Origin of the sequence: Streptomyces sp. NPDC058307, assembly GCF_042880295.1 — a bacterium.
GTDB lineage: Bacteria > Actinomycetota > Actinomycetes > Streptomycetales > Streptomycetaceae > Streptomyces.
In genome coordinates, this window is the sequence record NZ_JBHVYZ010000021.1 from 1 (window position 1) to 20,884 (window position 20,884).

A 20,884-nucleotide genomic window follows, 5' to 3' on the forward strand; every position below is an offset into this window, starting at 1 on the left:
GTGCGAGGAGAAGGGCGTCCCGGAGCCAGCCCGTCAGGTCGTCCGGTTCCCGGAGGGTTTCCACCGGAGTCGTTCTCCACCGGCTTCGGAGGGTGTTGGCGAAGTCCAGGCAGACCCGTCCGCCGTCCCAGATCCATGTGTCGTCCGTTGCCACGCCTTCATTCTGCACGCTAGCTTAACCGTCTCAGGCGGTTAGCTCACGCCGGCTCGTGTCAGGAAGGTGCATCCATGGGACAGCCGACCGTCACGAACGGGGTGACGCAGGTGGACGGGGTCCGCCTGCACTACCTCCGAGCCGGGGCCGGACCTCTGCTCGTCCTGCTCCACGGCTGGCCGCAGACCTCCGACTGCTGGCGGCCGGTCCTGGCGGATCTCGCCGCCGAGTTCACGGTCGTGGCGCCGGACCTGCGCGGATACGGCCTGAGCGACAAGCCCACCACTGGTTACGGCAAGCGCCGTATGGCTGCCGACATGGCAGGTCTCGTCGAGCGGCTCGGTTTCGAGCGGGCCATGGTCGTGGGCCACGACCGCGGCGCTCGCGTGGGGCATCGCTGGGCGCTGGACCGCCCGGACCAGGTGGAGCGGTTGGCCGTACTCGATATCGTTCCCACCCGGGAGATGTTCCGCCGCCTGGACGCCTCGCTCGCCGGCGGGTACTGGCACTGGCTGTTCCACATGCAGCCCGATCTGCCCGAGCGCCTGGTGGGGCAGGACATTCGCGGGTATCTGGAGTACTTCTTCGAGCGGTGGACCTACAACCGCCACGGACTCACGGCCGACGCGGTCGACGGCTACGTCCGTGCGTTCTCGCGCCCGGGCGCCCTACGGGCGAGCCTTGACGACTACCGCGCCATGGAGGAGGACACCGCGCTCGACGACATCGACGCCGCCGAGGGCCGCCGCCTCACCATGCCGCTGCTGGCGCTGTGGGGTTCCGTGGGGCTGCCTTCCCGCCTGCCGACCCTGGAGATCTGGCGTGCCTACGCGGACGACGTCACCGGTGCCGAGATCCCGGAGTGCGGGCACTTCATCCCGGAGGAGCGACCAGAGGCGCTGCTGGCGCATCTGAGGCCTTTCCTGGCCAGTGGACTGAACCGGTGACTCCGCCCCATGACTGAGCCGGTGTCACCTCGGCCGGGTGAGCGTCGACCGGGTGAGCGTCGGTCGGACGGGTCAGCAGCCCGAGGGGGTTTCGACCACGCTGTGACGCCTCCGCACGGCGAATGAGCCTGAACGGCTGGACAGCTCGAAGGCCGGCCCCGCCGTCACCGGATGGGCCGGCCGTCAGATCCGGCTTCAGGCCGCGACCGTGACGCCGGCCGAGCGTCTTCCGCTGCAAGGCCGGTAGCCGGGACCGCCGGCCCTGCGCCGTCGAGGTATCAGCAGCTTCACAAGAGCGCGCGGTCCACGCCCTTGGGTGTGACGACCCCATTGGGCTGTCCACCGAGACACCCGACAGAGCCACGCGCGTTGATCAGGACCAGGCAGAGAGGGCGGTATGTCGCGCATGCAACGGGGCTTTGTCGATCTTGCCGACCGCGTTCTTCGGCATGGCGGCATGGCGTCCACCACGAGGAACGCCGTCGGGCGCTTGTGGCCGGCAAGGCTGCGCGCGCAGAGGGCTTCCAGCGCCGACGGTTCGACGGTCGCTCCCGGTCGGGGCTGGACGTACGCGACGCCCACCTCGCCCCACTTCTCGTCGGGTACGCCGATCACGGCGGGCTCGAGCACCGACGGGTCGCCGACAAGACGCCGGGCACCGGTCGCTGGCTCCGTCCACCTGCTGGGTCTCACGACTGGACTAACCTATGCTGGCGGTCATGAGGCGGACATCCTTTGCGCAGTGGCCCTGCTCGATCGCGCGGACCATGGACCTGCTCGGCGACTGGTGGACCCCGTTGGTGCTGCGTGAGGCGTTCTACGGGATCAGGCGCTTCGACTCGTTCCAGGAGTCGCTGGGGATCGCCCGCAACACCCTCACCGACCGGCTGCGCCGACTGGTGGGGGAAGGTCTGCTCGAGAAACGGCCGTACCAGACGGAGCCGGTCCGCTACGACTACGTGCTCACCGAGAAGGGGCGCGACTTCTACGGCGTGCTCCTGGTGATGAACCGGTGGGGAGATCGCTGGCTCGCCGGTGAGGCGGGGCCGCCGGTGGTCACACGTCACGAGGTGTGCGGGCAGGAAACCCATGCCGAGGTGGTGTGCGCCGGCTGCGGGGAGCCCATGACCGCGGACAACACCCGTTCCGTGATGGGTCCGGGTTATCCACCGCATCTGGCCGAACGGCCGGATGTGCGGGAGCGATTCGAGGGCTGACCGGCGGCCCCGTGGTAGTCGTGCCACCCCTTGACAAGTAAGTCTTTCTACGCAACTTTACTGGTCAAGCGCTCAAGTGGGCGTTCCTGGTGGCAAGGAGGCTGCGGGATCATGGAGTGGACGGGCGCGCGCTATGCGGACAAGCCGACAGCAGAGGTACACACCTGGATCGCCGCAGCGCCAGCACAGGTGTGGGCGCTGGTGTCCGACATCGAGCTGATGCCGCGCATGAGCCCTGAGCTGCAGTCGGTGGAATGGCTGGACGGGAGGAGCAGCCCCGCACTCGGCGCCCGCTTCGTCGGGCGAAGCCGGCACGAAGCGCTTGGGGAGTGGGCCACCACGTCCCACATCGTTGAACACAAGCCGCCGAGCGTGCTCGCCTGGGCGGTCGAGGACCCACAACACCCCACGGCTGTGTGGCGGTTCACCCTGAAACCGCAGGACGGCGGCACTCTCCTCACGCAGTGGATGCAGATGGGGCCGGGCCGTTCGGGCCTCTCCATCGCCATTGATCGCATGCCGGAGAAGGAGCAGAAGATCGTCTTCGTCCGTATGCGGGAGTTCGAGACCAACATGGCCGCCACCCTCGAAATGGTCAAGAAACTGGCCGAGGGTACCCAGGGCTCAGGAGAGGCGGGTCTGTGATGCGGACGTCGACCACGATCGAAGCCTCCGGAGGCGACTGGCGCGAGATCGTCGACTACGTCGCCGAATCGGAGAAGCTCGGCTTGGACATCTGCTGGGTCGCGGAGGCCTGGGGCTCCGAGGCGCCCTCGCCCCTGGGCTACCTCGCCGCAAGGACCGAGCGCATGCTGCTCGGCTCCGGAATCATCCAGCTCGGCACCCGGACTCCGATGGCCATCGCCCGCGCCGCGATCACGCTGTCGCAGATCTCCGAGGGGCGTTTTCTCCTGGGGCTCGGCCCCTCCGGACCACAGGTGATCGAAGGTCTGCACGGCGTCCCGTTCGACCGGCCGCTGTCACGGATGTCCGAGACCGTCGACATCGTGCGACAGGCCGCCGCTGGGGAGAAGGTCTCCTACCTCGGGCGGGAATTCCAGATCCCGCTGCCCGGCGGGAACACCAAGCCCATGCGTCTGTCGATGCGTGCCGAGTACGACATCCCCGTCTACCTGGCCACTCTCTCGCCGAAGATGCTGCACCTGACCGGCGAGATCGCCGACGGCTGGCTGGGCACCAGCTTCGTACCCGAGGGCGCCAAGGAGGCGTACTACGACCACCTGGACCAGGGCTTGGCCGCTGCCGGCCGCACCCGCTCCGACCTCGACATCTGCCAGGGTGCCGAGGTCGCCTTCGCGGACGACGAGGACGCGCTGCGCGCGATGGTGGCCGGGCGCAAGAAGGAGCTGGCCTTCAGCCTCGGCGGCATGGGCTCCGCGACCACCAACTTCTACAACAACGCGTACAGCCGCCAGGGATGGGCCGAGGTGGCGGCCGAGGTCCGGACCCGCTGGCAGGCCGGAGACCGGGACGGCGCGGCCGACCTGGTCACCGACGAGATGGTGCTGGCGACCACGCTCATCGGAACCGAGGACATGGTGCGCGAGCGGTTGCGCGTGTGGCGCGACGTAGGGGTCGACACCGTCCGCTTCTATCCCGCCGGCGAAACCCTCGACGCCCGACTCGCCACCCTGGGCCGGGCCATCGACCTGGTCCGCGACATCGAGGAGGAGACGGCACGGTAGCGACAGGCCGCGGTGTCCGAGGCGGGGCGCCATGCGCCGACGCTCTCCAGAAGCCGAGTCGTTATCTACCGGACGGGGCGGAATCGCCGCCTCCATGGTGCAGTCGAGCAGTGGTCTGGTGGGAGAGAACCCGGAACGGCATCGGCGGACTGCGCCGACGCGTCGGCGGGCGGTCCGGCACGGATGAGGACGAGGGCACCGGGGCGGGGAGGCCGCGGCCCTCTCGGCTGACCGATACCGCGGTCGCGCTGCTGCTGGCGGTGGCCGATGCCGCGGCCCTGGCGGGAGTGGCTCTGTTGATGTTCATCGTCGGGATGTCGCACTCGGGGCCGCCGGGGGGTACCGCCAAGAGCGAGGAGGTGTCACCGCTTCAGCTGATCGTGGTCTGGTTCATCCCGTGTGCGCTCGCCGTGTCGTGCTACGTGCACACACGACTGCGCATGCCGATCACCAGCGCCGTTCAATGCCTGTTCTGCGTCGTCGGCACCGCCCTGGCCATCGGCGAGACGAACATGCTGCTGTCCTTCACCTGAGCTGCGCGACCTTCTCCAGGGTCCTCAACGGCCCCCGAGGGGTTCGTACACGGCATCGGCGAGACCCCGGACACGCCAGAAGATTTCAGCCCCCAAGCTGTCACCCGCCTTAGGCGGATCGCCTGGAGCATGCCCACGTTCCGGGTCGCGGGGAAGATGTTCGCCACGCTGCCCGAGGACGAGACGTCCGTCGCCGTGCGCTGCCCCAAGGACGAGCGCGAGAAGCCGGTGCTGGCCGAGCCGGGGAAGTTCCGGACACTCCGACCACGAGCCGCAGTTCGCGTGGGTGCGTGCCCGTCTGGCCGCGATCGAGGACGAGGGCGAAAGGGGTGCGCGATCACCGACGCGAGTGCGGTATGGTTTCTTTGCACGTTCGGCCGGGGGAAACCCCAGGTCAGACGGGCACCGGGACGTGGCGCAGCTTGGTAGCGCACTTGACTGGGGGTCAAGGGGTCGCAGGTTCAAATCCTGTCGTCCCGACCAGCTTCACGCAGGTCGGAGGCCGTTTTCTCAGGGATGAGAAAACGGCCCTTTCCGTATTCCGTGTCCGTATTCCGTGCGGTGCCCGTCAGGCGACCCGGGGCCCGCCGTACTCGCTCATCGCGTCGATGAGCCAGCGGGCCAGGTAGTCGGCGAACGACGACCGCGGCAGCAGGCGGAATGCCGGAGCGTCGTCGGTCTGCCAGAGCAGTACCGGGATCGGGCCGACCGTCGTCGACACCGCGTGGCCGGGGCCGAAGGCGCGGGGGTGCAGGTCCAGCGGGCAGCCCTTCTCCAGCACCTGCCGGGCGGACGGGCCGCTCAGCTCCAGCGTGGTGCGGTTCGCCGAGACGTCCACGACCGAGCCGGGGGCGCCGTCGAGGGCCTGCCGTACCTGGGCGGTGACGGTGCCCGCGTCGGCACGGGACGACAGCACGAGCCACTCGTCGGGGCCGAGCCACATGAGCGTATGGAGGCCCGAGGCGGCGGTGTCGCCGCACCGGCGGGGGAGCGGCGCCCCGAGCGTCCTGCCGATCCGGTGGGCCGCCGCGGACGTGGGGTCGACCCGCACGTTCACCATCGTGAGGAACGGCACCTCGGTCAGCGTGACGCTCTGGGCACCGGCGACGGCGGCGGCGCGCATCCGCTCCTGGAGGTGGGACAGGGGACTGGTGCGCAGGGCCACCGGTCCCGTCATGATCGGTTCAGCCATCTCGCCGGGTCCCTTCGGGGTCGTAGAGGACGAAGTCGGTCACCTCGACCGGCACCAGCGCCTCGCCCACCGGGGCGAGCAGGATCTGGCCCTTCCTCGCCTGTCCGTCGGCGACGAGGGCGAGGGCGAAGGGGCGGCCGAGCGCCGGGCTGTGGTAGCTGGAGGTGACATGGCCGAGCATCGGCACGGGCACGTTCGCCAAGTCCACGTCCGGCGCGACGAGTTGGGTGCCCTCCGGCAGCCGGGTCGTGCGGTCGGCCGGGAGCAGGCCGACCAGTTGCTTGCGGTCGCTGCGGGCGGTGTCGGCGCGGGCGAAGGACCGCTTGCCGATGAAGTCCTTCTGCTTGGAGACCACCCAGCCCATGCCCGCGTCCTGCGGGGTGACCGTCCCGTCGGTGTCCTGGCCGACGATGATGTAGCCCTTCTCGGCCCGCAGGACGTGCATCGTCTCGGTGCCGTACGGGGTGATGCCGTACGGCCGGCCGGCCGCGTCGACCTCCTCCCAGACCGCCAAGCCGTACCAGGCGGAGACGTTGATCTCGAAGGCGAGTTCGCCGGAGAAGGAGATCCGGCAGATCCGGGCCGGAGTGCCGGAGGCCAGGGTCGTCTCGCGGAAGGCCATGAAGGGGAAGGCCTCGACGGACAGATCGACGTCGGGGGCCAGACGTGCGACGACCTCGCGCGACTGCGGACCGACGACAGCGATCGTCGCCCACTGCTCGGTCACCGAGGTGCAGTGCACGTCGAGCTCGGGCCACTCGGTCTGCAGCCACTCCTCCAGCCAGTCCAGGACGTTCGCGGCACCGCCGGTCGTGGTGGTCATGAAGTAGCGGTTGTCGTCGAGGCGCAGGGTCACACCGTCGTCGAAGATCATGCCGTCGGGCTTGCACATCACGCCGTAGCGTCCCGTGCCCGGCTTGAGCTTCTTGAAGGCGTTCGTGTAGATCCGGTTGAGGAACTCGCCCGCGTCCGCGCCCCAGATCTCGATCTTGCCGAGGGTGGAGGCGTCCATGAACGCCACCCCCTCCCGGGCCGCCCGGCACTCGCGCGCCACGGCCGCGTCCATGTCCTCACCGGCCCGCGGGTAGTACCGGGGGCGCTTCCACTGCCCGACGTCCTCGAACTCCGCGCCGTGCGCCACATGCCAGCTGTGGATCGACGTGGTCCGCTCCGGGTCGAACAGCTCGCCGCGCTCACGCCCGGCCAGGGCGGCGAAGGCGATCGGCGTGTACGGCGCCCGGTAGGCCGTCGTGCCGATCTCGCCGAGCGAACCGCCCAGGGCCTCGGCGATCACCCCGATGGCGTTGACGCCGGACGTCTTGCCCTGGTCGTTCGCCGTGCCGAGCGAGGTGTACCGCTTGACGTGCTCGACCCCGCGCATGCCGGCGCCGGTGGAGCGCCAGACGTCGGCGACCGTGACATCGCGCTGGAGATCGACGAAGTGGCTGTCCCAGGTGCCGGGTTCGCCCTCGGGGGCGGGCACCAACCACAGGGCGCGCGTCGGGGCGGACGCGGGCCGCGCGACCTCGACCGGTACGGCCACCGGGAACCCCGCCGCCGTCGCCGCCAGTGCTCCGGCCCGTGCCCCCTCGGCCAGACAGCCCTCCAGGTCGTACGTCCCCCGGGCCGCCCCCACCACCTGCTGATTCCGTACGGCCCCGTCCGGCACGAAGGCGGCGAGCCCGGAGTCCCAGCGCAGTGTGCCCTGACGCTGGCTGTGCAGATGCACCACCGGACTCCAGCCGCCCGACACGGCGAGCAGATCACAGGTGAATGACTCGGGCTCACCGGTGAGTTGGTCCTCGCCGTCGAGGGCCTGCACGGTGACGCCGGTGAGCCGGTGCTCGCCCGCCGTGTCGACCACCGCACTGCCCGTCAGCACCCGGACCCCGGTCGCCGCGGCCACCTCCGCTGCCCGGTCGGACAGTTCGGGGCGCGCGTCCACGACGACGGCGACGGGGATCCCGGCCGCGCACAGGTCGGCGACCGTGTCGTAGGCGCTGTCGTTGGTCGTGCTCACCACGGCCCGGGAACCCGGCGCCACGGCATACCGGTCGAGGTAGGTGCGCACGGCCCCGGCGAGCATCACGCCGGGCCGGTCGTTGCCGGCGAAGACCAGCGGACGCTCGTGTGCGCCGGTCGCCAGGACCACTTGCCCGGCCCGGATGTGCCACAGCCGCTGCCGTGAGACGCCCTCGGGAGCGGCCGCGCCGAGGTGATCGGTGCGTCGCTCCAGCGCCAGCACGTAGTTGTCGTCGTACGACCCGAAAGCCGTCGTCCGATGCAGTACGACGGCCTCGGGGGCCGCGTCGAGCGTCGCGCGCAACTCGTCGGCCCACTCGCCGACACCGGACGCGGGCTGCTCGTCGACGAGGATCACGCGGGCGCCGGAGGCGGCGGCAGCGGCAGCCGCCGTGAGGCCGGCCGGTCCGGCGCCGACGACCAGGACGTCGGTGTGGACGTACTTCTTGTCGTAGACGGCGGGATCCGGAGTGGGGTCGAGGCGGCCCATCCCGGAGAGCGTGGTGGCGGACAGGCCGTCGTACAGCTCGACGGTCGTGGCCGGGAGCATGCCCTCCGAGCACGAACCGCCCAGCTGCACCAGGGCGTTGGGCTCCTCGACGCCCGCGGTGAGGACGCCGCGCGGGCGGTCGCGGTAGAGCGAGGGGGCGACCTCGACGAGCCCGTTCGCCAGCATCGCCGAAGCGAGGGTGTCGCCGGGGTGGCCGGTCAGCTCCCGTCCGTCGACGGTGAATCGCAGCAGGGTGCCGCGGTCGACACGGCCGCCTCGCGGCAGCCGGAAGCTCTGGTCGGTCATCGGTTCCCTCCGGGGCGTGGCTCGTCGGGCCGGTACGAGGTCAGCACCTCGTGGGTGGCGGTGTCCCGCAGGACGTTGAACCAGCGGCGGCAGCCGATGCCGTGCATCCACCGCTCCGCGAAGGGGCCCTTGGGGTTGTCGCGGTAGAAGACGTACTCGGCCCACTGCTCGTCGGTGAGGTCGGCGGGGGACTCGGGGTGGGGGACGTGGGCCTGACCGCCGTAGTGGTACTCGGTCTCGTTCCGCGGTCCGCACCATGGGCAGGTGATCAGCAGCACGGTGTTCTCCTCAATGCCTCGATGCCTCGATGCCTCAATGCCTTAATGGGCCACGGCCGCGGCGCCGTGCTCGTCGATCAACGCGCCGCTCGTGAAACGGTCCAGGGCGAACGGGGCGTTCAGCGGATGCGGTTCGCCCGTGGCGATGGTGTGCGCGAAGGTCCAGCCGGCCGCCGGGGTCGCCTTGAAACCGCCGGTTCCCCAGCCGCAGTTGACGTAGAGGTTCTCGACCGGTGTGCTGCCGATGATCGGTGAGGCGTCCGGGGTGACGTCGACGATGCCGCCCCAGGTGCGCAGCACATGCGCCCGCGCGAAGACCGGGAACAGTTCGACGGCGGCCGCCATCTGCTGCTCGATCACATGGAACGAGCCGCGCTGGCCGTAGCCGTTGTAGGAGTCGACGCCCGCGCCCATCACCAGCTCGCCCTTGTGGGCCTGCGAGACGTAGACGTGCACGTGGTTCGACATGACGACCGTCGGATGCACCGGCTCGTGCAGCTCGGAGACCAGGGCCTGCAACGGGTGGGACTGCACCGGCAGCCGGATGCCCGCCCGCTCGGCCAGCACGCTGCTGTGTCCGGCGGCCGCGAGACCGACCCGGCCGGCGTGGATGCGGCCGCGGTTGGTGTCGACGCCCACGACCCGGTCGCCGTCCTTCAGGAAGCCGGTGACCTCGCAGCCCTGGATCAGGTCCACGCCCAGTTCGTCGGCGCGGCGGGCCAGCGCCCAGGCGACGTGGTCGTGCTTGGCGATGCCGGCCCGGGGCTGGAAGGTGGCGCCGAGCACCGGATACCGGGTGCGGGACGAGACGTTGAGGATGGGGCAGACCTTGGCGACCTCCTTGGGCTCCAGCCATTCGGCGTCGACCCCGTTGAGGCGGTTGGCGTTGACGCGGCGCACGCCCTCGCGGACGTCCTGCAAGGTGTGTGCGAGGTTGAGGACACCGCGCTGGCTGAACAGGAAGTCGTAGTCCAGCTCCTCCGGGAGCTGTTCCCACAGCTTCAGCGCGTGTTCGTAGATCGCCGCGCTCTCGTCCCACAGGTAGTTGGACCGGATGATCGTGGTGTTGCGGGCCATGTTGCCGCCCGCGAGCCAGCCCTTCTCCAGGACGGCCACATTGGTGACGCCGTGGTTCTTGGCGAGGTAGTACGCGGTGGCGAGGCCGTGGCCGCCCGCGCCGACGATGACGACGTCGTACGAGGAGCGCGGCTCGGGGTTGCGCCAGAGGAAGTCCGGGTGTTCCGGCAGCGGTTCGGCGGTCATGCCGGGCCTCCGTCGAGGTGGGGGTAGAGCGGGAAGGCGGCGGCGAGCTTCTCGACCCGGGCGCGCAGTTCGTCCTCGGAGCGTTCGCCCTTCAGGGTCTCGGCGATGATGTCGGCGACCTCGCGGAACTCCGTCTCGCCGAAGCCGCGGGTGGCCAGGGCCGGCGTACCGATCCGCAGGCCCGACGAGACCATCGGCGGGCGCGGGTCGAACGGGACCGCGTTGCGGTTGACGGTGATGCCGACGCGGTGCAGCAGGTCCTCGGCCTGCTTCCCGTCGAGCTCGGAGTTCCGCAGGTCGACGAGGACCAGGTGGACTTCGGTGCCGCCGGTCAGCACGGTGATCCCGGCCTCGGCGACATCGTCGGCCAGCAGCCGTCCGGCGAGGATCTTCGCTCCCCGCAGCGTGCGCCGCTGGCGCTCCTTGAACTCGTCCGAGGAAGCCACCTTGAAGGCCACCGCCTTCGCCGCGATCACGTGCTCCAGCGGGCCGCCCTGCTGGCCGGGGAAGACCGCCGAGTTGATCTTCTTGGCCAGGTCGGCGCGGCTGAGGATGACACCGCCGCGCGGGCCGCCGAGGGTCTTGTGGGTGGTGGTCGTGACGACGTCGGCGTACGGCACCGGGTTCGGGTGCAGGCCCGCGGCCACCAGACCGGCGAAGTGCGCCATGTCCACCAGCAGATATGCGCCCACCGCGTCGGCGATCCGGCGGAACCCGGCGAAGTCCAGCTGTCGGGGGTAGGCCGACCAGCCCGCGACGATCATCTTCGGCCGGTGCGCGAGGGCGAGCTGCTCGACCTCGTCCATGTCGATGCGCAGGTCGGACGCGCGCACGTGGTACGGCACGACGTTGTACAGCTTGCCCGAGAAGTTGAGGCGCATGCCGTGGGTCAGGTGCCCGCCGTGTGCCAGGTCCAGGCCGAGGATCGTGTCACCGGGCTTCAGCAGGGCGGACATCGCGGCCGCGTTGGCCTGGGCGCCCGAGTGCGGCTGGACGTTCGCGGCCTCGGCGCCGAAGAGCTCCTTCACCCGGGTGATGGCCAACTGCTCGATGACGTCGACGTGTTCGCAGCCGCCGTAGTAGCGGCGGCCCGGGTAGCCCTCGGCGTACTTGTTGGTCAGGACCGAGCCCTGGGCCTCCATCACAGCGGCCGGGGCGAAGTTCTCCGAGGCGATCATCTCAAGGGTGGACTGCTGGCGGTGCAGCTCGGCGGCCACCGCGTCGGCGACGTCCGGGTCGAGTTCGCTGAGGGGGAGGGAGAGCGGCGAGGCGGGCGTGGTGAGCGACGTACTCGTTGCCATCTGTGCACCATCCTGAGAGCCAGCTAATGAGCAACTGATATATCAGCCTGTGCGGTAAGGTATGGGAGCTCGCCGCACAGGTCAAGGGGGCATCCATGGAGCAGGTCGCGACCGAGATCGAGGAGCTGTCGCTCGCCGAGCGCGCGTACCGCGCCATCCGGGACCGGCTCGTCATGCTGGAGATCCGGCCCGGAGCGCCGATCAACGAGGAGCAGCTGGGGCAGTCCCTCGGCGTCGGACGCACACCGGTGCGCGAGGCGCTCAAGCGGCTCCAGTACGAGCGCCTGATCACCACCTACCCCCGGCGCGGCACCTTCGCCACCGAGGTCAACATCACCGACCTCGCCCACATCTCCGAGGTGCGCCAGGAACTGGAACCCCTGGCCGCGGCGCAGGCCGCCCGCCGCGCCACGGCCACCGACCGGGCGAACCTGACGGCCCTACGGCGGGAACTCGACACCGCCGGGGCTCCCGGGCGGGACTCCGCCGAGCTGATGCACCTGGACCTCCAGGTCCACCGCGCCATCTACACGGCCACGCACAACCCGTTCCTGGAGGACACCCTCGTCCGCCACGACAACCTCGCGACCCGCATCTGGTGCCTGTTCGTGGACCGGCTCGCCGACATGGCCGGCCATGTCGGGGAGCACGGACCGCTGATCGAGGCGATCGTCTCCGGCGACCCGGACACGGCGGCGCGGCTCGCCCGCAGCCATGTCGAGGGCTTCGAACAGGCGATCCGCGAGGCGATCTGAGGCCGGCGGGTCGTGAGTCGGCGTGCGGCGCCCTCCCGGGCCGACGGAGTGGCAACCATCCCGCCCGGTTGAGCACCTTCGCATACGGATCTCAGGCGCCGATCCCGTCGCCGTCGAGGTCGGTGCACTGCCGCAGCACCCGCAGCTCGTCACCGTCGATTGCCATCTCGTACAGCTTTCCGCGCGCGTTCTCGAAGGGCCGGTGGAGGATCATCATCAGCCGGCCGTCGAAGGCCCGGAACAGCATCCCGTGCCCGCTGTCGTCCCGGACCAGCGGCCGGCGCTGCTCCCAGGGCCCGGTCAGCTCACCGGACGTGGAGACGGCGTAGGTCTGTACGTATCCGCCGCTGACGGTGCCGTCCGCACCGGCCGTGTCCTTCTCGTACGTCGACCAGAGCATGAGGAGGGCACCGTCAGGGGTGCGGTGGAGCTGCGGGCCGTCGGTGACGTAGGGCGCGAGCTGGTGCGGTACGCCCGCGGGGATCTGCTCACCGAGCCAGAACGCGTCCGAGCCCTTGAACAGGAAGACGGGCTCACCGACCGTCCCGGTCAGATCGGGGGCCAGCCGGACGGCTTCCATCGTCCCGTCGACGGTCTGCAGCCACTCGTGCGCGTACACCATCCAGGGCTGCCCGGCCGGATCGACGTAGAGCGTGCCGTCGAGGGTCATCAGGTGCGCGGGCGGTGTGGGCCGGGACGGGTCGACGACGGTGAAGGGCCCGAGCAGTGAGTCGGACACGGCGGTGACCGTGCCGCGCGCGTGGTTGGGCAGCTGGAAGGGCGTGCCCCAGCGCCCGGCGGGCGGCACCGGCAGCAGCCGGCTCTCGTCGTGCAGGGTGGTGAACAGGTAGTACCTGCCGCCCCACGCATGCACCTCCGGCGCCCAACCGCCCTCCCGCGCCCAGATCCCCTCCTGCTCGTCCGTCCGGAACACCACGACGGGCCGCGTCCAGTCCCGCAGATCCTGACTGCGGTAGACCATCGTCCCGACGCCCTCCACCCCGGACGCGGACGGCTCGTTGGAGGTGTAGAGCCAGTACGTCAGCGTCTTCTCGTCGGCGACGACGAAGGGGTCGTGCAACGGCATGTCGGGCAGGTGCAGGGGCTCGGTGCGGGTCACGGGGGCACGATACGTGGAGGCCGTGATCGGTCGGCCGCGAGGTCGTCGTGCGTCGGCGCCACCGGGTCCGGCTGGGCCGGGGTGACTGTGGCGCCCCGAAGGTCGCGGGTGTCGGCTTCGCGCTCGGCACCGGGGTTCATGGGGGCGCGTACATTCTGCGCAACTCCCGCGTGGAACGCGCGCTTTCCGCGCCTTGAGGGACCGGCGCTCGCGATCGCGGTACCCGGTTCGGGAGTGCTGTACGCCTGGGAACCGCTCGCCTTGACACGGCTGACCGCCGTGACCTTCGCGGTCCTCACGAGCCTGGCGTCCGCCCTGGCCGAACCGCAAACGGCCCCGACGCGGCCGCGAGAACTACAAGCGGACCGTCATCTCCACGCTCACGTCGTCCCCCGCGGCGAGCCCTTCCGGCAGTCGCACCGCGTTCTTCAGGGGCAGCAGATAGCCGCCGTCCTTCGGGAACAGCGAGGTCGTGAAGGTGACCTCGCCGATCCGGGCCTCGACCGGGATCACGCCCCAGCCGTACGTGGCCATGCGGGCCACCTCACCGATGTCGGCGGACTCCTGGTCGGGCACGGGGACGAAGTAGTAGGGGGCCGGGCCCCGCCATTCGATCACCCGGCCGGTGAAGGTGAGCTGCATGAGACCCCCGCTGTCCCGACGACGTCAGGACAGTCTGTACCGCGCCGCGATGTCCGTGAGATATCCGCGCAGCAGGATCTTCGCCTCCTCCAGCAGTGCGGTGTCCCCCTTCGTGTCCCGGCGGAAGGCCTCCTGGGCGAGGGCGTCGGCGGTGAGGATCGCGGCGTGGCAGACCCGGGCGAGGGCCTCGTCGTCCTCGGCGAGCTTCAGGGCGAGCAGGATGCGGCGGATCCCGTCGGCCATCCGGAGCTTGTGCTCGCGGTCCGCGGCCCGGGTCCGCTCGGTCAGTCCGCTGCCGAACCACAGGGCACGGAAGCCGTGTTCGCTGCGGTAGATCTCGGCGTACGCGTCGACGAGGACACCGACCGGGTCCTCCCAGCGCTCGGCGGCCGCGGCCTCCACGAGCGCGTCCATCGCCGCTTCCAGCTTGGCGAAGTACCCCGCCGCGAGCGCCTCGATGATCGCGCCGCGGTCGGGCAGGTACTGGTACAGCGAGCCGACCGACACCCGCGCCTCGGACGCGATCCGGGTCGTGGTGAGCGACTCGACGCCCTCCTCGACCAGGATGTGCTCCGCAGCTTCGAGCACCCTGGCCAACCGGGCCCGGCTGCGGGCCTGTTGGGGAGTGCGGCGCAGGGAGGCGATCCATGCGGCCGGGTCGGAGTCCGGGACGGCGTCCGGGACGGCGTCCGGGGCTGACTCAGCCACGGCACGACCTCCGCTCACTCACGTGACCACCTCACGGGACAACCTCCGAACGTGAACGTGACTTTGTTTCAGGTTTAGGTTAGCGTCGCGCGCATGACCGACTCAAGCCCGGTGCTGGGCGAGGAGCGGGCCGCCGTGGCGGACGCCTGCCGCCGTCTGGGGGCCGAGGGGCTGCTCATCGGTACGGCGGGGAACGTCAGCGTCCGTGTCGAGGACCGCGTGGCGATCACCGCGACCGGCGCGGTCCTGGCCGAGCTCACCCCGGACCAGGTGACCGTCGTCGACCTCGACGGCGAGATCGTCGCCGGAGGTCTGCTGCCGACCTCGGAGCTCGACCTCCACCTGGGCGTCTACCGCCGCTACGGCACCGCCGCCGTCGTGCACACCCACGCCCCGATGGCCACCGCTCTCTCCCTCGTCCTCGACGAACTCCCTTGTATCCACTACCAGTTGCTGGCCCTCGGCGGCACCGTCCGGGTCGCGCCCTACGCCACCTTCGGCACCCCGGACCTCGCCGAGTCGGTCCTCACCGCGCTGGAGGGCCGGAGCGCCGCCCTGATGGCCAACCACGGGGCCGTCACCCACGCCCCGACCCTCGCCAAGGCGGTCGAGCACGCGCTGCTCCTGGAGTGGGCCTGCGGTGTCTACCAGCGCGCGGCGGCCCTGGGACAGCCCCGCGTCCTCGACGAACAGCAGCAGATCGCGGTGATCGAGGCCGCCCTCGCCCGAAACTACGGCACCACGCAATCCGCAGATTCCGCAGATTCCGCACCATCCGCGCAGGAGGGGAACCGATGAACGTCGTCACCATGGGCGTGCACGTGCTGGACGTCCTGGTCCGGCCGGTCGAGGAGATACCCGAGGGCCAGGGCGCGACCCTGGTCGAGGACATCCGCATGACCGCCGCGGGCACGGCCGCGGGCACCGCCCTCACACTGGCCAAGCTGGGCGCCTCGGTGCGCACCGCCGGGGCGATCGGCACCGACCCGACGGGCGACCTGCTCACCCAGCTCCTCGACAAGGCCGGGATCGACACCGGGTTGCTCGTCCGCCGCATCGACACCTCCACCTCCGCGACGGTCCTGCCCATCCGCCCCAACGGCGACCGCCCCACCCTCCACCTCCTCGGCGCCAACATCACCTACGGCCTCGACGACGTGCCCTGGGACGCGGTCGCCGAGGCGAGCCACCTGCACCTCGGCGGCCCCGAACTGATCGGCGCCGACGTCGCCGCCCGCATCCTGGCGCACGCCAAGGAGCACGGTGTGGTCACCTCGGTGGACCTCCTCGCCCCGGGCGCGCTCGGCACCTTCGACCAGATCGAACCGCTGCTCCCGTACATCGACTTCCTGCTCCCCAACGAGGACCAGGTCCTCGGATTCAGCGAGGAACAGGACGTCGTCACCGGCGCGAAGAAGTTCCTGGCCGGGGGAGTGGGCCTGGTCGCGGTCACCCGCGGCGGCGACGGCGCCCTCCTGGTCACCGCCGAGGGCACGGAGACCATCCCGGCCTTCGAGGTCGAGGTCGTCGACACCACCGGCTGCGGCGACGCCTTCTCGGCGGGCTTCCTGCGCGGGATGAGCCTGGACCGCACGCCGCGCGAGGCGGCGATCCTGGGCAGTGCCGCGGCGGCACTGGTGGCGCAGGGCCTGGGCAGCGACCACGGCGACTTCGACCTGGCGGAGGCCGACGAGTTCTCCATGACGAGCGAGACCCGCGCATAGGCCGCACCACCCCTGCCCTGCGCGGCGCGAGGGGCGCGGAATGGGCGTGCGGCGGCCGGTGTTGCGGCAGCATCGAGCCCGTACCGCGCCCACCGCACTCCTGGGAGTTCCCATGCCCCGCTCCGAAGCCCGCGTCGCCACCGACCGGCCGCACCGCTACGCCAAGCAGCTCGCCTCACACCTCGGGCGACGCAGCCGGACCACGTGGGACGAGGAGAGCGGTGAGGGCAGCCTGTTCTTCCAGAACGGGGGCAAGGGCTCCCTCACCGCCACCGAGGACGCGCTGCTGCTGACGCTGGAGACGGAGTCCGAGCACCTCGATCTCCTGGAGAACGTCGTCGGCAGCCACTTGGTCCGCTTCGGCAGCAAGGACGAACTGGTCGTCGAGTGGACGCGGGACGGCGGCGAGCCCGGCACGACGCAGCGCAAGGAGACCGACTGACCGGGGGCCTCAGATCGAGCAGCCCACGTGGGCCAGCGCCTGCTTGAGCAGCACGCCGTGACCGCCGGGCATCTCGCTCGCCACCGCCGGTGACAGTGCCTCCTGCGGGCTGAACCACACCAGGTCCAGGGCGTCCTGCCGGGGCCGGCAGTCGCCGGTCACCGGGACGACGTAGGCGAGGGACACCGCGTGCTGACGCGGGTCGTGGAACGGCGTGACCCCCTGAGTGGGGAAGTACTCGGCCACCGTGAACGGCTGGAGCGAGGACGGGATCCGGGGCAGCGCCACGGGGCCCAGGTCCTTCTCCAGATGGCGCAGCAGGGCGTCCCGGACCCGCTCGTGGTGCAGAACGCGGCCGGAGACCAGAGTCCGGCTGACCGTTCCGTCGGGTCCGATGCGCAGCAGCAGGCCGACGCTGGTGACTTCGCCGCTGTCGTCGACGCGCACGGGCACGGCCTCGACGTACAGGATGGGCATCCGGGCGCGCGCGTGCTCGAGATCGTCGGCGCTCAGCCAGCCGGGCGTGGTTTCGGTCAAGTCAGACATTGCTAGATCATACTTTCCGGTGACGGCGGCTGCTCAGTCGCGCTCGCCTGGTGGGACGGGGACGTGGCGGGGGCCGGGGCGGGAAGTCCGTAGAGACGGCGGGCGTTGTCGCCGCTCGTCCAGGCCGCGACGCGCAGCGCGTCCGGCAGGCTCAGCTCGTCGGCGTCCACCCGCTCCTGGAGCAGAGCGGCAAGGCCCTGCCGGAAGGACAGCGCGCCGAGCAGATGGAATTCGGCCACCCCGTACGCGTCGGAGCTGTACAGCAGCTTGCGGAACGGCGTGATCTCCAGCGCTTCGGCCAGGATCGCCCGGGACCGCGCGGGCCCGACGTAGTGCAGGGTCAGGCCCACGTCCAGGTACACCTGCTCGAACACCGCGGCCAGATAGGCGGCCTGCCGCTGGTACGGCCAGCAGTGCAGCAGCAGGACCGGGATGGTGCCCGCGGTCAGGTGCAGCCAGTCCGTGAGGTGGGTCGGGTCCACCCGGTGCATCCGGATGTCGCTGTCGCCGAACCCGGTGTGCAGTTGGAGCGGCAGCCCCAGGTCCACCGCGGTCCACAGCAGATGCCGTACGAGAACCGGATCGGCCAGTCGGCCGCCGCGGGCGAGCCAGTCGGCGGCGGCACCGGTGACCTCCCCGTCCGAGGGGCGCGCCGGGTCCAGGTCGAAGCCGGTGCGGTAGGCGGCGACCGACTTCACGGCCACCACACCCGGCCGGCCCACGGCCTCCAGAGCGGCCGCCCGGAACGCCTCGGCGTACGCGCCCGGCTCCACGCCCCGCGCCGCCACCGCCTCCGCGACGCTCTCCAGCCGTACGACCTCATAGGCCGTCCCGCCCGCGATCCGGGCCAGCTCCCCGGGCGAGGTGATGCGGTCCGGCGCGTACCCGGTGTCGACGCAGAACACCTCCGTGCCCGCGGCGGTCAGGAAGCGGCGGTTGACCTCGTGCGGGCCGAGTTCGGCGCGGCGGGCCAGGTAGGCGTCCGGCGGCGCGTGGCGGGGGAGGTCCAGCAGGGGTGCGCAGTGGCGGCGGACCGCCACACCGACGGGGCTGTCGAACGGGGAGATCCCGGGCCACACCGTGCCCTCGGTGAGCAGTGACTCGAAGCCCGCCCGGTCGAGTGCGTCGGTGACGACCCCGTGGCAGTGGTGGTCCACCAGCCGGGCGGCGGCGAGGGCCTCGTGGACAGCTCCGCTCATGGTCAGTACTTCCAGCGGTACGCCGCCGCGATCTGCTCGTCGTCCAGATCGGCCACGGAATCGCTCTCCCCGAAGCGCACGGCGACCACGGCGTCGGCGAGGACCGGACCCAGCGCGGCCCGCAGCTGCTCGTCGGCGCGGAAGGCCCGCACCGCCTGGGAGAGGGAGGTCGGCAGTCGGCGTACGCCCAGGGCGGCAGCCTGGTCGGCGGCGAGCAGCGCCGGATCGCCGGTGATCTCGCCGGGCAGCGGCAGAGCCGAGGTCAGCCCGTCCAGCCCGGCGGCGATCAGACCGGTGAACGCGAGATACGGGTTCGCGGCCAGGTCGACCGGCTTCAGCTCCAGGTTCGCGGCCCGGTCGGTCAGGCCCGCCGTGCCGGTCACGATCCGGACGGCCGCCTCCCGGGCCTCACGGCCCCAGGCGGTGAACACCCCGGCCCACTGCGACGGTTTGAGGCGCAGATAGCTCGCCGGGCTCGGAGCGGTCAGCGCCGCGAGCGCGTGCAGGTGGGCGAGGACACCCGCGACGAACGACTCGGCCTCGGGCGTCATGCCGTACCGGCCCTTGCCGCCCGAGTGCAGGTTCTCGCCGTCGCGCCAGGCGGAGAGGTGGAGGTGGCCGCCGTTGCCGACGCCCTCCGCGAAGACCGCCGGGGCGAAGGAGACGACGAGCCCGTGTCGCTGGGCCACCGCCCGGATCGTCTGCCGTACGAGCACGCTGACGTCGGCCGCCGCCACCGGGTCCAGCGCGCCCGTGGAGATCTCGAACTGCCCGGCCGCGTACTCGGGGTGGAGCTGCTCCACCTCGATGCCCTGCTCGGCGCAGGCCGCCAGCAGGTCGGCCGCGTAGTCGCCGAGCTCCACCTGCCGGGTGGCGCCGTACGCCGGTCCTGACACCGCGGGCACGAAGTCACCGTCCGCCGCCGGGCCCCGGCCCACCGCCCACTCGATCTCGATGCCCGCCTTGAAGGTGATCCCGTGCCGCTCGGCCGCCTCGGTGACGATCCGCCTGAGGGCCGTGCGGGAGCAGCCCGGGTGGCGTTCGCCCTCCTGTGTGATCCGGTCGACCGGCGCCCACGCCCAGCCGGGCTGCCCGGCCAGTGCGACGAGCCGGTCCAGGTCGGGGTAGAGGCGCAGGTCGCCGTCGGGGGAGCCCAGGGTCTTGGTGGTGACGATGGAGTCGTTGGCCAGGAAGGTGTCGAACACCGGCGACATGCCCACGCCCCAGGCCGCGGCGGAGGGCAGCTTCGCCGTGGGGATGGTCTTCACCCGGCAGATGCCCGCGGTGTCGACATAGGCCAGGACCACACCGTGCACGCCCTTCGAGGACAGCTCATCGCTCAGTGCGGTGGCCCGGTCCACGTCCCCGGGACGGCCTCCGGGGACGGGGTCGGCAAGGGTGGTCATACGTCCTCCACGACGGGCTCGGCCGATCGGATCCCGCGTCAGGGTTTCACGGCCACCGCGCCGTACTGCGGTACCACGGCCGGGGAGTCGGACTCGGCACGCCACTGCGAGCAGGAGACCAGACCCGGTTCGAGGAGGTCGAGTCCCTCGAAGAACGTGGCGATGTCCTCGCCGCTGCGGGCCGTGATCGGCGGAGTGGCGTTCTCGTTCCAGAACTTCATGGCCGGGATCTGGCCCTCGCCGCCGAGGTCGGCGTCGAACGTGGGGTGTGTCAGGGCCAGATGGCTGCCGGCGGGCATCTCGGCCATGATCTCGCGCGCGATCCTGCGCGCCTCGTCGGTGTCGAGGACGAAGTTGAGGATGCCGAGCATCATCACCGCGACGGGCTTGCTGAAGTCAAGGGTGGCCGCGGCCCGTTCGAGGATGGCGGCCGGGTCGTGGACGTCGGCGTCGATGTAGTCGGTCACGCCCTCGTGGGTGCTGGTCAGCAGGGTGCGGGCGTGGACGAGGACGATCGGGTCGTTGTCGACGTAGACGATCCGTGAGTCGGGCGCGATGCGCTGGGCGATCTCGTGGGTGTTGTCCACCGTGGGCAGCCCGGTGCCGACGTCGAGGAACTGCCGGATGCCCTGCTCCTCGGCGAGGAAGCGCACCGAGCGGCCCAGGAACCAGCGGTCCGCGCGGGCGATCTCCCGGATGATCGGGAACATCCCGGCGACGTGGTCGCCGACCCGCTGGTCGACCTCGTAGTTGTCCTTGCCGCCGATCCAGTAGTTCCACACGCGCGCGTTGTGCGCCACACCTGTGTTCAGCCTCGACGACGCACCCGACGAGGTGTGGCTCTCGCTCACGACTGTGCTCCTTCTCGCGCCTGCGGCCGTTGCCGCCATTGTGCCGTCCGATGATCAGCTTGTCCCGCAAACCGCGACTCGA

Annotated in this window: 23 protein-coding genes, 1 tRNA gene and 1 pseudogene; 11 read left to right on the plus strand and 14 right to left on the minus strand. The window is 70.9% G+C overall.

All coding sequences use genetic code 11. The annotated features are described in order from the left end of the window. On the minus strand, nt 1-169 hold a 169-nt coding region (locus ACFVYN_RS17290; protein ID WP_389999120.1), incomplete at its 3' end, for an ABATE domain-containing protein. A gap of 59 nt (nt 170-228) precedes the next feature. On the opposite strand from ACFVYN_RS17290, the gene ACFVYN_RS17295 reads away from it, so the two are divergent. Continuing rightward, on the plus strand, nt 229-1,101 hold the full coding sequence (locus tag ACFVYN_RS17295; RefSeq protein ID WP_389998841.1) for an alpha/beta fold hydrolase: 873 nt from the start codon (nt 229-231) through the stop codon (nt 1,099-1,101). A gap of 195 nt (nt 1,102-1,296) precedes the next feature. Here the strand turns inward: ACFVYN_RS17295 and ACFVYN_RS17300 are convergent, their stop codons facing one another. Continuing rightward, nucleotides 1,297-1,794, minus strand: coding sequence for a hypothetical protein (locus ACFVYN_RS17300; RefSeq protein ID WP_389998844.1), 498 nt, complete (start codon nt 1,792-1,794; stop codon nt 1,297-1,299). A gap of 26 nt (nt 1,795-1,820) precedes the next feature. On the opposite strand from ACFVYN_RS17300, the gene ACFVYN_RS17305 reads away from it, so the two are divergent. The 6 genes and pseudogenes from ACFVYN_RS17305 (at nt 1,821) to ACFVYN_RS17330 (ending at nt 5,040) form a co-directional block, all read left to right on the plus strand. After that, nucleotides 1,821-2,318, plus strand: coding sequence for a winged helix-turn-helix transcriptional regulator (locus tag ACFVYN_RS17305; protein ID WP_389998846.1), 498 nt, complete (start codon nt 1,821-1,823; stop codon nt 2,316-2,318). Between the two features lie 111 nt (nt 2,319-2,429). Next, nucleotides 2,430-2,963, plus strand: coding sequence for an SRPBCC family protein (locus tag ACFVYN_RS17310; protein ID WP_389998849.1), 534 nt, complete (start codon nt 2,430-2,432; stop codon nt 2,961-2,963). Then, nucleotides 2,963-4,024, plus strand: coding sequence for an LLM class flavin-dependent oxidoreductase (locus ACFVYN_RS17315; RefSeq protein WP_389998852.1), 1,062 nt, complete (start codon nt 2,963-2,965; stop codon nt 4,022-4,024). Before ACFVYN_RS17310 ends, ACFVYN_RS17315 begins: the two co-directional genes overlap by 1 nt. Before the next feature lie 110 nt (nt 4,025-4,134). Further along, nucleotides 4,135-4,557 (plus strand): hypothetical protein, encoded by a 423-nt coding sequence (locus tag ACFVYN_RS17320; protein WP_389998855.1) that lies wholly within the window; start codon nt 4,135-4,137, stop codon nt 4,555-4,557. Between the two features lie 54 nt (nt 4,558-4,611). After that, a pseudogene (locus ACFVYN_RS17325) lies at nt 4,612-4,882 on the plus strand (MmcQ/YjbR family DNA-binding protein); the annotation flags it as partial. Between the two features lie 81 nt (nt 4,883-4,963). Continuing rightward, nucleotides 4,964-5,040 (plus strand) — tRNA-Pro (locus ACFVYN_RS17330). An 85-nt stretch (nt 5,041-5,125) separates the two neighbouring features. On the opposite strand, the gene ACFVYN_RS17335 is transcribed toward ACFVYN_RS17330, so the two are convergent. The 5 genes from ACFVYN_RS17335 to glyA are packed head-to-tail and all read right to left on the minus strand — an operon-like array spanning nt 5,126 to nt 11,409. Next, nucleotides 5,126-5,749 (minus strand): sarcosine oxidase subunit gamma, encoded by a 624-nt coding sequence (locus ACFVYN_RS17335; RefSeq protein WP_389998858.1) that lies wholly within the window; start codon nt 5,747-5,749, stop codon nt 5,126-5,128. Beyond that, the gene (locus ACFVYN_RS17340) at nt 5,742-8,567 is read right to left on the minus strand and encodes a sarcosine oxidase subunit alpha family protein (protein WP_389998861.1); all 2,826 of its coding nucleotides are present in this window, start codon (nt 8,565-8,567) and stop codon (nt 5,742-5,744) included. The genes ACFVYN_RS17335 and ACFVYN_RS17340 overlap by 8 nt, the downstream gene beginning before the upstream one ends. Then, nucleotides 8,564-8,845 carry a sarcosine oxidase subunit delta gene (locus tag ACFVYN_RS17345; RefSeq protein ID WP_389998864.1) on the minus strand — a complete coding sequence of 94 codons (282 nt, stop codon included), beginning with the start codon at nt 8,843-8,845 and terminating at the stop codon, nt 8,564-8,566. The genes ACFVYN_RS17340 and ACFVYN_RS17345 overlap by 4 nt, the downstream gene beginning before the upstream one ends. 42 nt (nt 8,846-8,887) lie before the next feature. Further along, nucleotides 8,888-10,108, minus strand: a complete 1,221-nt coding sequence (locus ACFVYN_RS17350; RefSeq protein WP_389998867.1) for a sarcosine oxidase subunit beta family protein — start codon at nt 10,106-10,108, stop codon at nt 8,888-8,890. After that, the gene (glyA, locus tag ACFVYN_RS17355; RefSeq protein WP_389998870.1) at nt 10,105-11,409 is read right to left on the minus strand and encodes a serine hydroxymethyltransferase; all 1,305 of its coding nucleotides are present in this window, start codon (nt 11,407-11,409) and stop codon (nt 10,105-10,107) included. The genes ACFVYN_RS17350 and glyA overlap by 4 nt, the downstream gene beginning before the upstream one ends. 95 nt (nt 11,410-11,504) lie before the next feature. Here glyA and ACFVYN_RS17360 point away from each other — a divergent pair, with 95 nt between their 5' ends. After that, on the plus strand, nt 11,505-12,164 hold the full coding sequence (locus ACFVYN_RS17360) for a GntR family transcriptional regulator (RefSeq protein ID WP_389998873.1): 660 nt from the start codon (nt 11,505-11,507) through the stop codon (nt 12,162-12,164). A gap of 91 nt (nt 12,165-12,255) precedes the next feature. Here the strand turns inward: ACFVYN_RS17360 and ACFVYN_RS17365 are convergent, their stop codons facing one another. From ACFVYN_RS17365 to ACFVYN_RS17375, 3 genes are all read right to left on the minus strand, one after another. Then, nucleotides 12,256-13,251, minus strand: a complete 996-nt coding sequence (locus ACFVYN_RS17365) for a glycoside hydrolase family 43 protein (RefSeq protein ID WP_389999123.1) — start codon at nt 13,249-13,251, stop codon at nt 12,256-12,258. Nucleotides 13,252-13,638: 387 nt separating this feature from the next. Then, a complete protein-coding gene (locus ACFVYN_RS17370) occupies nt 13,639-13,926 on the minus strand; it encodes a DUF1905 domain-containing protein (protein WP_389998876.1) in 288 nt (95 codons plus the stop codon). A 24-nt stretch (nt 13,927-13,950) separates the two neighbouring features. Then, nucleotides 13,951-14,634 carry a TetR family transcriptional regulator gene (locus tag ACFVYN_RS17375; RefSeq protein WP_389998879.1) on the minus strand — a complete coding sequence of 228 codons (684 nt, stop codon included), beginning with the start codon at nt 14,632-14,634 and terminating at the stop codon, nt 13,951-13,953. 93 nt (nt 14,635-14,727) lie between these two features. Here ACFVYN_RS17375 and ACFVYN_RS17380 point away from each other — a divergent pair, with 93 nt between their 5' ends. The 3 genes from ACFVYN_RS17380 to ACFVYN_RS17390 all read left to right on the plus strand — a co-directional run bounded on the left by ACFVYN_RS17380 (nt 14,728) and on the right by ACFVYN_RS17390 (nt 16,800). Next, a complete protein-coding gene (locus tag ACFVYN_RS17380; RefSeq protein ID WP_389998881.1) occupies nt 14,728-15,432 on the plus strand; it encodes a class II aldolase/adducin family protein in 705 nt (234 codons plus the stop codon). Continuing rightward, a complete protein-coding gene (locus tag ACFVYN_RS17385) occupies nt 15,429-16,358 on the plus strand; it encodes a carbohydrate kinase family protein (RefSeq protein WP_389998884.1) in 930 nt (309 codons plus the stop codon). The genes ACFVYN_RS17380 and ACFVYN_RS17385 overlap by 4 nt, the downstream gene beginning before the upstream one ends. A 112-nt stretch (nt 16,359-16,470) precedes the next feature. Further along, nucleotides 16,471-16,800 (plus strand): DUF2218 domain-containing protein, encoded by a 330-nt coding sequence (locus tag ACFVYN_RS17390; RefSeq protein ID WP_389998887.1) that lies wholly within the window; start codon nt 16,471-16,473, stop codon nt 16,798-16,800. 9 nt (nt 16,801-16,809) lie between these two features. Here ACFVYN_RS17390 and ACFVYN_RS17395 read toward each other — a convergent pair whose 3' ends face one another. From ACFVYN_RS17395 to ACFVYN_RS17410, 4 genes are read right to left on the minus strand one after another with little or no spacing between them, the layout of a single operon-like run. Then, on the minus strand, nt 16,810-17,346 hold the full coding sequence (locus ACFVYN_RS17395; protein WP_389998889.1) for an NUDIX hydrolase family protein: 537 nt from the start codon (nt 17,344-17,346) through the stop codon (nt 16,810-16,812). Between the two features lie 2 nt (nt 17,347-17,348). Continuing rightward, nucleotides 17,349-18,545 (minus strand): amidohydrolase family protein, encoded by a 1,197-nt coding sequence (locus ACFVYN_RS17400; RefSeq protein ID WP_389998892.1) that lies wholly within the window; start codon nt 18,543-18,545, stop codon nt 17,349-17,351. A gap of 2 nt (nt 18,546-18,547) precedes the next feature. Beyond that, the gene (locus ACFVYN_RS17405; RefSeq protein ID WP_389998895.1) at nt 18,548-19,951 is read right to left on the minus strand and encodes a glutamine synthetase; all 1,404 of its coding nucleotides are present in this window, start codon (nt 19,949-19,951) and stop codon (nt 18,548-18,550) included. Nucleotides 19,952-19,989: 38 nt separating this feature from the next. After that, complete coding sequence (locus ACFVYN_RS17410) at nt 19,990-20,802, minus strand: SAM-dependent methyltransferase (protein WP_389998898.1); 813 nt, start codon at nt 20,800-20,802, stop codon at nt 19,990-19,992. Nucleotides 20,803-20,884 lie beyond the last annotated feature (82 nt).

Coding starts and splice junctions, on each gene's coding strand:
- ACFVYN_RS17295 (WP_389998841.1), top strand. CDS start 229: ATGGGACAGCCGACCGTCACGAACGGGGTGACGCAGGTGGACGGGGTC.
- ACFVYN_RS17305 (WP_389998846.1), top strand. CDS start 1,821: ATGAGGCGGACATCCTTTGCGCAGTGGCCCTGCTCGATCGCGCGGACC.
- ACFVYN_RS17310 (WP_389998849.1), top strand. CDS start 2,430: ATGGAGTGGACGGGCGCGCGCTATGCGGACAAGCCGACAGCAGAGGTA.
- ACFVYN_RS17315 (WP_389998852.1), top strand. CDS start 2,963: ATGCGGACGTCGACCACGATCGAAGCCTCCGGAGGCGACTGGCGCGAG.
- ACFVYN_RS17335 (WP_389998858.1), bottom strand. CDS start 5,749: ATGGCTGAACCGATCATGACGGGACCGGTGGCCCTGCGCACCAGTCCC.
- ACFVYN_RS17340 (WP_389998861.1), bottom strand. CDS start 8,567: ATGACCGACCAGAGCTTCCGGCTGCCGCGAGGCGGCCGTGTCGACCGC.
- ACFVYN_RS17350 (WP_389998867.1), bottom strand. CDS start 10,108: ATGACCGCCGAACCGCTGCCGGAACACCCGGACTTCCTCTGGCGCAAC.
- glyA (WP_389998870.1), bottom strand. CDS start 11,409: ATGGCAACGAGTACGTCGCTCACCACGCCCGCCTCGCCGCTCTCCCTC.
- ACFVYN_RS17360 (WP_389998873.1), top strand. CDS start 11,505: ATGGAGCAGGTCGCGACCGAGATCGAGGAGCTGTCGCTCGCCGAGCGC.
- ACFVYN_RS17365 (WP_389999123.1), bottom strand. CDS start 13,251: ATGCCGTTGCACGACCCCTTCGTCGTCGCCGACGAGAAGACGCTGACG.
- ACFVYN_RS17370 (WP_389998876.1), bottom strand. CDS start 13,926: ATGCAGCTCACCTTCACCGGCCGGGTGATCGAATGGCGGGGCCCGGCC.
- ACFVYN_RS17380 (WP_389998881.1), top strand. CDS start 14,728: ATGACCGACTCAAGCCCGGTGCTGGGCGAGGAGCGGGCCGCCGTGGCG.
- ACFVYN_RS17385 (WP_389998884.1), top strand. CDS start 15,429: ATGAACGTCGTCACCATGGGCGTGCACGTGCTGGACGTCCTGGTCCGG.
- ACFVYN_RS17390 (WP_389998887.1), top strand. CDS start 16,471: ATGCCCCGCTCCGAAGCCCGCGTCGCCACCGACCGGCCGCACCGCTAC.
- ACFVYN_RS17395 (WP_389998889.1), bottom strand. CDS start 17,346: ATGTCTGACTTGACCGAAACCACGCCCGGCTGGCTGAGCGCCGACGAT.
- ACFVYN_RS17400 (WP_389998892.1), bottom strand. CDS start 18,545: ATGAGCGGAGCTGTCCACGAGGCCCTCGCCGCCGCCCGGCTGGTGGAC.
- ACFVYN_RS17405 (WP_389998895.1), bottom strand. CDS start 19,951: ATGACCACCCTTGCCGACCCCGTCCCCGGAGGCCGTCCCGGGGACGTG.